Source organism: Haloarcula terrestris, assembly GCF_031624315.1.
Lineage (GTDB): Archaea > Halobacteriota > Halobacteria > Halobacteriales > Haloarculaceae > Haloarcula > Haloarcula terrestris.
On record NZ_JAMQOM010000005.1, the window covers coordinates 36,539 to 48,771 of the forward strand.

A 12,233-nucleotide genomic window follows, 5' to 3' on the forward strand; every position below is an offset into this window, starting at 1 on the left:
CCTCACTCAACGTAGTTCTGAAAGATCAACAAGTATATCGACTTCCGCGGTGATCCACGCGGTCGTCGTGTCATCCTCGATTCGCTTCGAAACAAACGTTACCGTGTTCGATTCCGGGTCGGAAACCACATCGAGTTGGGAGAGGTCTGACACTCCATCTGATCGCTGAGACTGGTCGTCGATCCAAGGGACAGCCTCATCCTGCACATCAGGGTCGGTCATACCCGAGACAATGAGTGCCGGAGTCATAATATGGAACGCAATGTTTCCGGGTCTGAAACAGACGTGTGTGGTCAATTAGCCCAGCGATGTCTATTATCGTGTTGCAGCGTCAGAAACACTCGGTGGGGGTTGATTACCTACCGGCCGGTATGTACAGGTAGCCGCCGGTCGGAGGCGGTCCCCGAAAAGTATCCGACACACCTGCCCACCATCGCCCCCGCCCGTCCCCCGCATGGGGCTGGAGCCCACCAAGTGCCCTCTGACATGCCCTCCTCACGCGGTCCATTCCCCGTACTCCCCCTTCGTCGCTTTACTATATTTTCAGAGCCCGCCGCGCTCTCGCTATGGGCTGGACTCAAATTAGTACCATGTATACGTGGATAGAAGCCTGGCAAACTTTCTGCGGCGGCGGCCTACTTATAAACTGACCACCCTTTCGCGGCTCAGTAGAAAGTACTAGCTTTAGACAGCAAGAGTACTGACGTAGTTTCAACATCGCTTCGTCTGAAACTCTACCGACCAGCGCGGAGTAAGGCTGTGTGTGCCGATCTTCAACCCCACGAGAGTTCGTCTGAAACTAGTGAAAAATATCATACGCCAGTAATATAAACTTGAGAGAATATCTCTACTGCTCATGATTATGACTGTAAGTGCCTATCAGACACCCGAGAGAGCGTATGGTTCAGACACTGACGAGCTTTCCAAGAGTGAAGCACATGAGATCCTTCTGGCTGAGTCTGAGCATATCGAGGAGCAGACTGATGCAGAATACGTGGTCGATCGGCTTCTTGACCGGGGCTGGCTCTACGAGGTCGATGGCCAACTCCGCAAAACCGATTGACATCCCCCCGCGCTAATGCACGGGGCTTTCTCCTCAACTCTCCGTAACGACGAGGAACCAAGACAGCTATCCCGAACTGAACTCACCGAGTCCGATCGCTCGTGGTCCAGCAACTCAATGAAATGGGGTCGTTGCCGGGGTTGTTGACCCGCGTCGAAATCTCGTCGTCGTCTACGTCTTTAACCAACAAACAGACGCAAGAAATTAGAAATGTTGGGTAACTAAGTGGCACTGAGGAGTCCGATCCTGGAAACGTTCTCGGAAACCATCGAATCTCCCGGAAACTCAGTAACTGAAGACGAATACCCATCTGTTCGGGGCTTACCCTGAAATGCAGAAGCGACACACCGCGCCTTATCAGAAATATGGACAACAAGTCGAGTCTTCAGGAGATTGTGAAATACAAGACGCTTCGACCTCGTCCGGAGCAGAACTCGCATTCGGCGGTGGATGATAGTGTTCTAATCCGGGGACGTGGATGTAGTCTCCTGCGTGTGGGTGCTTCCCCCAGCGTAGATTCACCCCTTCCGTGTCCGTGTAATGGAACTTGTAATCATTTCGTGTCGTCCACTGGATATCGATTCGGGCGTCATCGGCCGCACACAGTCCATCGTCAAGCACGACTTCGAGGACTGACGGATGGAGGTAGTCGTCGAGTTCAGGTGTCGCGAGCGGTTCCATCTCCTCGACGACGTCACGAATCGTCAGTAGCGCTGGCCGATCCGTAGCCCCCCGGAGAGTATGGGTTTCTGCTTGGTCCGGAGAATCCCGCATTGCTCAGGCAGGGACGCTGTCGTCAGTCGGCCGCCGGTCACTGTCGACAAATTGCTCGGCGTTGCCGATCGAGAGCGCAGCGTTCGCAAACGCGAGATTCCGACGGAGTGTCTTCCACTCACGAATCGTCTCTGGGTCGATCTCGTCCTGTGGGGTTCCAGCCTCGGTAAGGGCCTGGTTCGTCTGGTTGATCGCCAATTCTTCGGGTGAGTCGACACCGAATTTGGACCGATACTCGGTGAGCTGCTCGCGCATTTCCTGGATTCGGGTGACGAGTTCATCGGTCGAGACGTGCTCAAGGATGTCGGCAGCCTGTTCGACGACGAGTGATTCAGGTGAGCGCCGATAGAGCGTGCCGCCCTGTTCGCCGGGTGTCGTCTCGACAAACCCCTCGTCTGCGAGTGTGTTCAGGTGCTTTCGAGCGGTCTTTGGAGCAGTTCGTGCATCGTCAGCTACGGCATCAGCTGAGACGGGGCTGTACGTATGCGCAACGACGTGTCGAATGCGCTCATAGGGTGTTGTTTCTGCCTCCCATTCCTCGCCGACCGCTTCGTTGACATCTGCAAACTCATCTGGTGGGCTTCGGTCGTTCATATGGAAACGCACGGATCAGGGGAACATAGTTCTTTGGCAAAGTTACATATTCCTCTCTATGGTGAAAACACCGGCTAAATCCAACTAGGTGAATTCCGGAAATCGCTCAGAGATAACGGAGGACAGGCAACCGGGCAGAAAACACCAGTAGAGACATTCTTGAAAACATTCGTTGAAATCCGGAAACGACACGCCATCGCTTATCGGCGACTCGAACGTCATAGAGACCCCAGATGCCGTTCACAAGCGACTTCCTAAGCGACGGCCGCGTCCTATAGTGGGAGGCAACCGCCGGACGAGGAGACAGTCATCGCGGTCGATGTCGCCCACATCAACCCCGTCACCGCACTCGTCCGGCAGGCACGCCAGCTGTCGGACTATCCAATCAGAATCTCGCCTGTTTCAACGTCGACTTCTCGCGGGAGTTCCGATACTGTCTGGAGACTGACGCCGATCCGACGGCTGGATATCGTAACGTATCGTATGGGTGTCGCGGAAAAAGAGTCAAATGATTTCCTCGTTAAACAGGGGCTGCTCGTTGGTACGACTGAATCCTTCGCGAAAAATCTCGTCCTCAAGCGAGAGTACGAAGTGAGGAACACCCATTCGGCTGGATGCAAGACGGTGTCTTCGGATTGTTTGATCGGGAGGTGCGGCTGTATCGCTTACGAACGGAGGAAGGGCTCGTTGATGGATTGCGGAACTCCGATGAATCACGTATCCCGATATTACTAGCGAATTAGGAGGAGCCGATGAAACGACTGGACATATCCCGATTCTGATCTAATCGTGTGACAGAATCGGGGCCCGCAGTGTAACAACTGTTCCAGTCGAGTCAGTAGACTCGAAATCGACGGTTCCACCTGCGATATCAGTCCCCCAAGCGGCCAAGGCGAGTCCGAATCCACTCCCATGTTCTAACGGTGTTTCCGTTCCCTGTTCAATAAGCGCAAGCTCGTTCTGATCAATACCCGGACCATTATCCCGAACACGAATCAGAACTGACTCGCCATCCTGCTCTACAGTAATTGCTACCCGTGGATTGGGACTGGTGTTGTGTTGTGCTGCATTTTGAATAATATTCGAGCAGACAACATTGAACAAGCTATCTACTGCGATACCGTCGGGTCCGTGAGTATACTCAACCGTGACTTCGGGATACTCCGCTCTAATCGAGGCCACATGTTCGCGAAGGATTGAGTTTAAATTGAGGGGTTCTCGATCTTCCCGCCCCTGTTCAAAGATATCAATGACTGCACGGACTTGGTCGCTAAGTTCCTGGATTTCAAGAGCGTGTTTCTTCAGCGTTTCTGCCTTCGCGGTACTGTTGTGCGTGGCTAGATATTCGGTATTGCCGAGGATGACCTGCACGTTCGTCCGGATGTTGTGCCGGAAGATTCGATGGAGAACCTCCAACCGTTGCTGATCTCGGAGCAGGTCACTGACATCATGTAGTGTAATAACTTGGCCGATAGTCCGGTCATGGATGTCCGTCAAGAGGCTTTCAGACACGTCGTATGACTTGCTGGTCCCAGATGGATTGAAAATCGTTTGACCGGTTCGTGCTGTCCTGCCAAGCGCCGACAAGTCCGGACTCACCTGTTTGAGTGGCTGGCCAAGGGCTTCGTCTGGAGGTGTCTGAAGGATCGTCGTAGCTTGATCGTTAATATCAACGATATGCCCGTGAGTGTCCAACACAACAGCACCTTGCTGCATCCGTTTAAACAGCGAATCGCGGGCATGTCGAATTGGAGTCGGAGTTGCTCCAAAGAGTTGAAACCGGGTTAGCGCTCCCAGGTATGCCACCCCAGAGAAAGCAAACGCAATCGGCGTTGGATCAACACCAGCTGTGGGGAGCAGATCCAGCAAAAATAGGACATTTGTCGCCCAGGGAGCCAGAAGGCCGACCAGAAGTGACAGGCTCTGGCCGCGAAACGTATTCACTCGACTCGTTACGAGTTGCAACAGCGGCAACGCTCCCAGAAAGCCCAACAGGTACGTGTAGATCGCTATGACCCAGAACCAGATTCCTGGCGTTCGAGTAAGCGTCGCAACCCCGTTTTCCTGAATAATGACGGAGCTCGTGTACAGTAACTGGTGATGCTGGCTCGTAAGTCCGAAAAAGGCGGTAATGGCAGGAACAATGGAGTAGAGCAAAATATAGCGGCGAGTCGTATACTCTTGATACCCTGCATATTCTAGTGCAAATAACAGCCACGCTACTGGGATGAGCGCAACACCGATCCAGGAGACGTCTACCCAGAAAACCTTCGATTGGAGCGATACCGCATTAATTCGAAAAATCAGCGTTACTGACCACCAGCATTGGCCCACCAAGAAGAGGACAAGCGGGTCTGCACCCGGTTTCGGCCGCTCTCTCCATGCGAGTAGGGCACCTGTAACGCCGACCCCAACCGTAGCGACCAGCACCATCTTAATCAGCGTCAGTGTAAGCACAGCTACGTTTGGATTACATGGTTCTCCGTCTTTATAACGTATTTCCCCTCGAAATTAAATATGATTGATATAATACTGATAAACGTTCCATTCACACTGGTACTATCCGGCCGACCTGAAGGCGAATAGGTTCGCCTTTGGATTTCTGTTATCTAAGCATCGGGAGAACCGCGAGAACAAGTGCAGGTAAACGGGTACATTCAGCTGCAATCGCAAGGGCCCCGTTGTTCTCGATACGATTGAGACAGAAAATGACGCCAGCTAAAAAGAGAAGACTAGCCAAGAGCACGCTGACTTCTCTAACAGTGAGGACACTCTCACTAACAGCGACAACAAGGATGGCCGCTGTCAGAACCGTGATTCCGTAAAGGACAAATTTGGTCCCTCGAACCCCAACTACGACCGGGAGCGTCCGGACGCCGGTCTCACGGTCACCCGCCGTATCACGGACGTTTGGAATTTCAGTATTCACAAACGTAGCTAACACAAAGAAGAAGAATACGACACCGGCTGCTGGAGACACGGACGCATCAACAAATGCGAGTGGCAGAAAGACAATCACGAGTGACCACGCAACTGCAACGAGAGCCGAATTGAGAATAAATATCTCTTTGAGCCGCCGGGTTTGCTCCGCAAACTGTGGTATCCAATTATACGCATAGAGAACCCAGACTGCACCCGGTAACAGCGAGAGGCCAAAAGAGAGCGGCCCACCGAAGACGGAAAGTGCCACAGCAAGTCCATATGCGATAGCTGCCAGAACGTAGAAGCGATCTTGATACTGGCGCACGAAGGCGGTTCGTGCTGGTGCCGTCTTCGCATCGGTTTCAATATCAACCAACCGATCGTTTCCGTATACTGCAAACGTTAGAAGTCCTGCCACGATGGGGGCTGGACTCAGCGGGAGTGAGAGCAGTTTACTCACAAGAACAACTTCTGCGGCCGCGATAAGAGCGAGATATACGGAACTGTAGAGTAATAGGTTCCGAACTGGTTTCGTGCGGGTAGATAGTTTTGTAATTAGAGAGCGGTACGTTCTAGACTCCATACCAGGCTTCTTTCCCTGGTTTTGTGGATCAGTTACCATTGCTGCGGTAGCCCATTGGGGAAACGCTGCAGTAAATCCCTAGAAGGAAGTAAAATTTTTTTCTTACCGGCCTGTATTAATGGTGAAGCTTTGTGGATTGGTAGCAATCTCTGTTGGTCAACCAATTATCGGGTGGGTAGTGTTTCGTTAGCAGCATTGAGCCACCGAGCAAGGCACTTGTACAGCCCATCAGAACGGCACAGCGGTTCTGAGGACGGCGTACACCCAGAATTACTGGTCGGTGACGGACACAGATAGCAGTCAATATCCCATGCTATCAGACTGATTGGCTACTCTTCCATGTGTTCTTCAGCGTGAGTGGTTGACGGTGGCCACCGTTAGTCGTCGAAATATCCTTTATCGCTACTTTGCATGGTATTCACGACTAGGTCTCCTCTGGCTCCGGTGCGTACCACGCCAGGAGAACCCCAAGCCCCCCGAGGATGCCAGCGACGAGGAAGGCCGTCTCGTAGTTCGAGGCGTCGATGAGCCATCCGGCGGCGATGGGTGCAATGAACGCCCCCGCCAGGCTGACGCTCGTGAGAAAGGCAACGGCCGTCGCGGCGACGGCTGGCTCGACCAGTTCACGGACGTATGCGAAGACAAGGCCAAGACACAGCTGGATGGCGAATCCGGCGACGAGCAGCGCCGCGACGACGACAGGGACGGTTCGAATCGCAGTAAACCCCGTGATGACGGGCGTCGCTATCAAGAAGGAAAGCAGGACAATGGGGCGGCGGTTGCCACCGAAGAGGGTATCCGAGAGGACGCCACCGCTCATTCGCGAGAGTGCGCCAACGGCGGGAAACAGGGCAACGAGCGCGCCACTGAGCGCCAACGATAGCTGGAGGTCTTCGGTGAGATACGACGGCGCCCAACTGTTGACGAACAGATACAGCGCGTAGCCAAGGAACCCAAGGAGGCCGACCGTCCAGACGCGGCGGTTCGTGACGACGCGGCCGAGGTCCGACAGCGTCGGTGCCGGGGTCCCAGTAGCGTGTCCGCTGCCACGACTCATCGGCCAGAAGATGAGCACTCCCACGCACGCAATGCCCGTAAAGATGGGAAAAACCGCCGGCCATCCGAACTGCTCGGCGACGATAGGGCCGGTACCCTGCCCGATTGCGAAGCCGACAGGACCGCTCGCGGTGAACGTCGCCACGGCTGTCGCCTGTCTGGCAGGATCGAACGAGCGCCCGACGATGTCGATGCCCGCGTTCCAGACGACAGTGTAGGCGACGCCGCCAAGGACGCGTGAGGCGACGAGCGACCAATAGGCGCCGGTGGTGGCGGCCTGCCAGCCCCACACGCCGGCGACGAGAAGGAGACCGACTGCCACCGCGATGGCGTAGCGTGAATTCGTCCTGTCGAGCACGATCCCGACGGGAATGCTCGCGAGGACCACCGTCCCGAACATGACACTGACGAGGAGTCCGGCCTCCGAGGCACCGACTCCCAACGAGTCTCGAATGAGCGGTGTCACGCTTGCCGGAACGAGTTCGTAGGCGGCGAGCGCCACGGACATGAGAATCGCGCCCGCGAGCAGCCCCCAGCGGGCGCGCTCACTCGTCACGGCCGTTGTAGCATCCAATGCAGCGTCCTCGCTCGACACACCGACACAGTCCATGCCCGCGCCGTATTAACCTAGCGCGATGCGTTCGAGCCGAGTCTATTCCGCTGTGCATTCACTGAAAGGTTAACACGCTGTAAGCTCTGACCAGAATCAAGGAGTCCGGCATATGACAGATTGCGGTACTATATCCCCAACATCGACCGAACCCGATCTATCAATCCTCCCTGCAGGTCGAAGATCTGTGCCATCTCGTCGTCGGTCAACTCGAAATCGAAGATCGAGAGGTTGGCCTGCAGATGGGCTTGGCTGGATGCCTTCGGTATTGCAGCGACCTGTTGTTGCTGGAGGAGCCAGCGGAGCGTTACCTGTGCTGGCGATTTCCCGTATCGGTCACCAATCGCCGCCAAGGTGTCGTCGTCATTGATGCGGCCTTTCGCCAGCGGACTGTACGCCGTGAGCATGATATCGTGGTCGATACAGTACTCAAGCACGTCGGACTGGTCAGTGTAGGGATTGTACTCGACCTGATTCGTACAGATCGGTGTCTCTGAAGCTTCGCGTGCATTCGCAAGCTGTGCCACCGAGAAGTTGCTCACGCCGATGTGTCGAACCACTCCATCGTTCTGGAGTTCGTTCATTGCTCTGATCGTCTCCTCGATGGGGACGGACCGACTCGGCCAGTGGATCAGGAGCAGATCGATCGTCTCAATGCCAAGTTTCTCCCGACTTTCTCTGGCGACTCGCTTGGTCTCCTCATAGCTGAGGTTCGTTCGCCAGACCTTTGTCGTAATGAACAGGTCGTCTCTGCTGACAGCCGTGTCTGCGAGCGCCTGCCCGATGGCAGCCTGGTTCTCGTAATACTCGGCGGTGTCGATGTGGCGATAGCCCATTTCCAGCGCCTGAGAAACCGTCTCGGTACAGGTCTGGCCACGTAGACGATAGGTTCCGAGTCCGAGTGCCGGGACCTCTGCACGCGTTGTGGTGACGTATTCCATGATATAGCTTAGACCGACTGCGAAAAAGCTCCTGTGCCGACGGTCGTGACGAGTCTGTGTCCCCACCATTGGACGCATATCCCAACTTGCTTTCCGCTGGCTGCCGTACCTCGTTACAGATGCGTGTTAGTTTGAGGCAGTTCAAACAGCCGCTGTGCTACGTGATGGCGCTTCTGTACGTCGTCGCAGGGAGCTTGCATTTCGTCGTGCCGGACCTGTATGTCCAGATCGTACCACCAGTCTTGCCCGCACCGCTTGCGCTGGTGTATCTATCCGGTGTCGCCGAAATCGCTGTCGGGCTTGGTCTGCTGGTGCCACGAACACGCTCGTACGCCGCATGGGCGACGATTGCGTTGCTCGTTGCGATCTTTCCCGCAAACATCTACATGGCTGTCTCAATGGTTTCCATCGAGGGAGCTCCCGGTGGCGGCGATCCCTCTGTGTTGGCCCGCTGGGCCCGGTTGCCGCTTCAGGGTGTGTTGATTCTCTGGGCGTACTGGTACACCGACTGAGCGTCGAGACTCCCCCAAGTGACTGACTGGACGCTGGTTCGCTGGCCGGGTACTCTGCTGGTGAGTCCGTCGATGTGGAAACGGGCGTTTTCTTCAATTCGATCTGAGAGAGCGACGGCTTCGTCATGGCCGGCGTGGGTCGTGAGGTCGTTGTTACCATTGCTATGTTCCATGTAGCCGGTGCATTACTGCTTCAGCGCTGAATACTATCCATAGAGGCCCCCGCCACATCGAAACTAAGCGATTACAGCTTCTCAACCGTTGGAAATTAGATTCTTTGCTCAGCAAAAAGAGTGAATCGGCTGCTCAGTGAGACTGCGAATTTAGCACGTCACCCACTGGCTATTTACTCTTCTACACCAATTTTTCGAACACGATGTATTCCGCCTTACAAATCGGTCTTGAAGGGTCGGGAAGTCCCATCGGTTTCCTTTTAGCGGTATTGGTTTTGTTCGGTGCATTCGTCGTTGTCTTCCTGATTGGCAGGCTATTTGATGGCGTATTTTGATACTGCGAATATCGGCGCAAACAGCTATATGGTCGCTGTGTCCCCTGTACTTCCCATATTACGAACCGGTTCGCTGTACGTAGACCAACTGATGTCCGTTCGCTGGTGAAGTGTTCATAACAGCGCAATCCCGTTGTTCAGGCCGAGACCGCCCTATTAGTGGCGCAACCAAGCTCGAAGTCCGAATCTTGAGCTGCGCCATTGGGCTTGCTCGCTCGCCGCTCGTCCAACGTGGACTCGTTCTGGGTGGGCGTCGGCTGCAGCGTCAACCCAGCCAATGCCAGCTCCCGCAGCACCTCCGGCGGCACCCCCTCAGAATCCTGCAACACAGCATCAAGCGTCCAAGCGTCGTACTAACTCGCGTTCGGCGCAAGCCATCGACGGACTCAGTCTCTCCCTCCTCACGAATAGCCCTCGCGGCCCGCCGAACACACTCCCGCTCCTCCACGGTGCCGCTTCACGCTTCAACACCTCGAACGAGATGGCCGACGAGCGACCCGCCGACCTGCGGGCCGATATCCCACTCGCGCTTGCCACGAGTATATTCACACCACTCAGCAAGCGTCTCGAAGGGCGTTTCTGCCAACACGACATTCTCAGCGTCACCATCCGCCGAAACAACCGCTACAGCGAACTCGTAACTGTCCCAGTAATGCGCCGCACCCTCGCCGTCGACACCGAGAAACAGCGAGTGGTCTTGGGCGAGTAGTTCGCGTGCGGGACAGTCAGTACAAACAAGCTATCCATTAAAAGGATTAGACATATATCGTGTGAAATTTTAGATGCTATCGAGTGTTTTTTGCCACTGATGAGTTTCAACCAGTACAACTGTCCAAACTGCGGCGCGGGATTGAGTTATCAGACGACGAAGCACAACGGCTGTTCAAACTGCGGTTTCGTTCCTCCACACAGCGCTGAGTGACGAATTTGATCGGGGTTGCAGGCGCAATATGCATACCCACTGGGCGGGCATTTCTGGTGAGATTGTGAGCAACAACCGACGGGCAGAAATCAATCGATAGTCGGCTAACCAACAGTCCGGCTATCGATCAGCTATTGTTGGTTAGCGCTTTTCGCTACACTGTCGCTGCGAAATGCTGATACGCGGCTTGCGACGGCGTCGGTTGCAACGTCGACCTAGCGGACCCTGACGCGGTGCCTGATAGACACGTTCAGTACTTCACAAAGCTGGTTAGTTGAGAGGTCTGCTTGCTGAAGGTGTGTCTAAGACCAAGCAAGCAGACGGTGAAATACACGAAGACCAGCTTCTTAACTTCCTCGTCAACACGCTTGACGAGGAAGTTTCACTTGGACTCGGCAACAACGCTGAAATCGATGCTGAGGATATCTTAGAGGTCCTCGTCGGCGCATGCGCCGACGGGACCTCGATATCTGAACTCTGTGAGACCAGTGAAGACTCCCCTCACGAAAACACGATTCTGTACCACCTCCGCGAGAAGTTCGACCTAACGTCGGTTGAACAGGTTGGGAACGCACTCTTGCAAAAGGACGTTCTAGAGATCCTTCCCAAGCAGGTGGAGGTCGTCGTAGACCTCCACCTGCGGCCCTACTACGGTGACGAGGACGAAACAGCTGGCCTCTATCACTCAGAAGCGAAACGTGGAACCACCGCATTCCATGCCTATGCGACACTCTACGCGCGTGTGAAGAATAAGCGATACACGCTGGCGGTGCGCCGTCTCGTCGACGGCGACACCGCCAGCAGCGTCCTCGCCGAGTTTTTTGGTCTGCTTGACGGCCTTGACCTCAGCGTCAAGGCCGTCTATCTAGACCGAGAATTCTACGATAGCAAGTGTCTCACGCTCCTTCACGCGCACAACTACGCGTACGTGATGCCGGTCGTCCGGTGGGGAAAAACAATCAAGCAGGAACTCTCGGAAGGATGGAGCCGCGTCATCCAACATGAGCTGTCGGGGAAACTCGACGGTCACAGCTGGACCGTCGAGTTTCCCGTCTATATCGATTGTACCTATCAAAACGGACGGTACGACGAACACGGAGTGGCGCGTCACGGCTACGCCGCTGACGCGCCGTTCATTGACACACCACGAGATGCTCGATACCACTACGCGAAACGCTTCGGTATCGAGGCGAGCTACCGACTCTGCGAACAAAGCATCGTGACGACCACGACGCAGAATCCGGTTGTACGGTTGCTGTACGTCGTGGTAAGCCTACTCTTGCAGAATGTGTGGCGGTATCTCCATTGGGAGTATGTGGCGACGCCCCGCCGTGGCGGGCGTCGCCTCTGGTCTTGGTCGTTCGAGGAGTTCATCAACATGCTGTGTCGGGCAGCGTGGACGGCCCTCGCAGTGCGTCGGGCCGTCCCCGCAAACCGGCCACCGGACGACCGGTTCCACCGGTAATTACTGACCGAGGACACCGCATAATGAGTGGCAACGCTGCCGCGTCGGCGGCTGATCGCCGCCGACAGCGGCAGCTCCACCTTCGATTAGCGTTCTTCGACCACTGCCGACGACTCTTCTCAACAGAACAGGTGACTCAGCTCAGGTTAACTGGCGATGCTTTGTGAGGTACTGACGTTAGATGAGAGGATCTATCGACTCGCCGTCCCGGGCTAACTCGGACTGCTCAGGCGAGGCGTCCGTAAGACATTGCTGCCTCTCAGAAGCGCTGTCGAGAGGTCGA

At 55.3% G+C, this 12,233-nt stretch carries 9 protein-coding genes and 5 pseudogenes; 4 read left to right on the plus strand and 10 right to left on the minus strand.

Features of this window, described 5'->3' with window-relative positions:
• Window positions 1-6 precede the first annotated feature (6 nt).
• Entirely contained in the window at window positions 7-222 is a 216-nt protein-coding gene (locus tag NDI54_RS13245) for a hypothetical protein (protein ID WP_310896914.1), read from the minus strand.
• A gap of 640 nt (window positions 223-862) precedes the next feature.
• On the opposite strand from NDI54_RS13245, the gene NDI54_RS13250 reads away from it, so the two are divergent.
• Window positions 863-1,063 carry a hypothetical protein gene (locus NDI54_RS13250; RefSeq protein WP_310896915.1) on the plus strand — a complete coding sequence of 67 codons (201 nt, stop codon included), beginning with the start codon at window positions 863-865 and terminating at the stop codon, window positions 1,061-1,063.
• A gap of 384 nt (window positions 1,064-1,447) precedes the next feature.
• Here the strand turns inward: NDI54_RS13250 and NDI54_RS21440 are convergent.
• Together NDI54_RS21440 and NDI54_RS13255 are read right to left on the minus strand one after the other, a co-directional pair.
• Window positions 1,448-1,837: pseudogene (locus NDI54_RS21440) on the minus strand (hypothetical protein); the annotation flags it as partial.
• A gap of 3 nt (window positions 1,838-1,840) precedes the next feature.
• The gene (locus tag NDI54_RS13255) at window positions 1,841-2,431 is read right to left on the minus strand and encodes a DUF7342 family protein (RefSeq protein ID WP_310896916.1); all 591 of its coding nucleotides are present in this window, start codon (window positions 2,429-2,431) and stop codon (window positions 1,841-1,843) included.
• A gap of 465 nt (window positions 2,432-2,896) precedes the next feature.
• On the opposite strand from NDI54_RS13255, the pseudogene NDI54_RS13260 reads away from it, so the two are divergent.
• A pseudogene (locus NDI54_RS13260) lies at window positions 2,897-3,174 on the plus strand (hypothetical protein); the annotation flags it as partial.
• Window positions 3,175-3,214: 40 nt separating this feature from the next.
• Here the strand turns inward: NDI54_RS13260 and NDI54_RS13265 are convergent.
• The 4 genes from NDI54_RS13265 to NDI54_RS13280 form a co-directional block, all read right to left on the minus strand.
• Window positions 3,215-4,864: a histidine kinase N-terminal 7TM domain-containing protein gene (locus tag NDI54_RS13265; protein ID WP_310896917.1), complete on the minus strand. Its 1,650-nt coding sequence runs from the start codon at window positions 4,862-4,864 to the stop codon at window positions 3,215-3,217.
• A 172-nt stretch (window positions 4,865-5,036) separates the two neighbouring features.
• Entirely contained in the window at window positions 5,037-5,975 is a 939-nt protein-coding gene (locus NDI54_RS13270; RefSeq protein WP_310896918.1) for a UbiA family prenyltransferase, read from the minus strand.
• A 385-nt stretch (window positions 5,976-6,360) separates the two neighbouring features.
• Complete coding sequence (locus NDI54_RS13275) at window positions 6,361-7,587, minus strand: MFS transporter (RefSeq protein ID WP_310896919.1); 1,227 nt, start codon at window positions 7,585-7,587, stop codon at window positions 6,361-6,363.
• A 143-nt stretch (window positions 7,588-7,730) separates the two neighbouring features.
• Window positions 7,731-8,543, minus strand: a complete 813-nt coding sequence (locus tag NDI54_RS13280) for an aldo/keto reductase (RefSeq protein ID WP_310896920.1) — start codon at window positions 8,541-8,543, stop codon at window positions 7,731-7,733.
• Window positions 8,544-8,662: 119 nt separating this feature from the next.
• On the opposite strand from NDI54_RS13280, the gene NDI54_RS13285 reads away from it, so the two are divergent.
• Window positions 8,663-9,055 carry a DoxX family protein gene (locus tag NDI54_RS13285; protein WP_310896921.1) on the plus strand — a complete coding sequence of 131 codons (393 nt, stop codon included), beginning with the start codon at window positions 8,663-8,665 and terminating at the stop codon, window positions 9,053-9,055.
• 56 nt (window positions 9,056-9,111) lie between these two features.
• On the opposite strand, the pseudogene NDI54_RS13290 reads toward NDI54_RS13285, so the two are convergent.
• The 3 pseudogenes from NDI54_RS13290 to NDI54_RS13300 form a co-directional block, all read right to left on the minus strand.
• A pseudogene (locus NDI54_RS13290) lies at window positions 9,112-9,207 on the minus strand (VapC toxin family PIN domain ribonuclease); the annotation flags it as partial.
• A 592-nt stretch (window positions 9,208-9,799) separates the two neighbouring features.
• Window positions 9,800-10,011 (minus strand): annotated as a pseudogene (locus NDI54_RS13295) (hypothetical protein); the annotation flags it as partial.
• Between the two features lie 9 nt (window positions 10,012-10,020).
• A pseudogene (locus NDI54_RS13300) lies at window positions 10,021-10,281 on the minus strand (hypothetical protein); the annotation flags it as partial.
• Window positions 10,282-10,783: 502 nt separating this feature from the next.
• On the opposite strand from NDI54_RS13300, the gene NDI54_RS13305 reads away from it, so the two are divergent.
• Window positions 10,784-11,950, plus strand: a complete 1,167-nt coding sequence (locus tag NDI54_RS13305; RefSeq protein WP_310896922.1) for an ISH3 family transposase — start codon at window positions 10,784-10,786, stop codon at window positions 11,948-11,950.
• Window positions 11,951-12,233 lie beyond the last annotated feature (283 nt).

Coding starts and splice junctions, on each gene's coding strand:
- NDI54_RS13245 (WP_310896914.1), bottom strand. CDS start 222: ATGACCGACCCTGATGTGCAGGATGAGGCTGTCCCTTGGATCGACGAC.
- NDI54_RS13250 (WP_310896915.1), top strand. CDS start 863: ATGACTGTAAGTGCCTATCAGACACCCGAGAGAGCGTATGGTTCAGAC.
- NDI54_RS13255 (WP_310896916.1), bottom strand. CDS start 2,431: ATGAACGACCGAAGCCCACCAGATGAGTTTGCAGATGTCAACGAAGCG.
- NDI54_RS13265 (WP_310896917.1), bottom strand. CDS start 4,864: ATGGTGCTGGTCGCTACGGTTGGGGTCGGCGTTACAGGTGCCCTACTC.
- NDI54_RS13270 (WP_310896918.1), bottom strand. CDS start 5,975: ATGGTAACTGATCCACAAAACCAGGGAAAGAAGCCTGGTATGGAGTCT.
- NDI54_RS13280 (WP_310896920.1), bottom strand. CDS start 8,543: ATGGAATACGTCACCACAACGCGTGCAGAGGTCCCGGCACTCGGACTC.
- NDI54_RS13285 (WP_310896921.1), top strand. CDS start 8,663: ATGCGTGTTAGTTTGAGGCAGTTCAAACAGCCGCTGTGCTACGTGATG.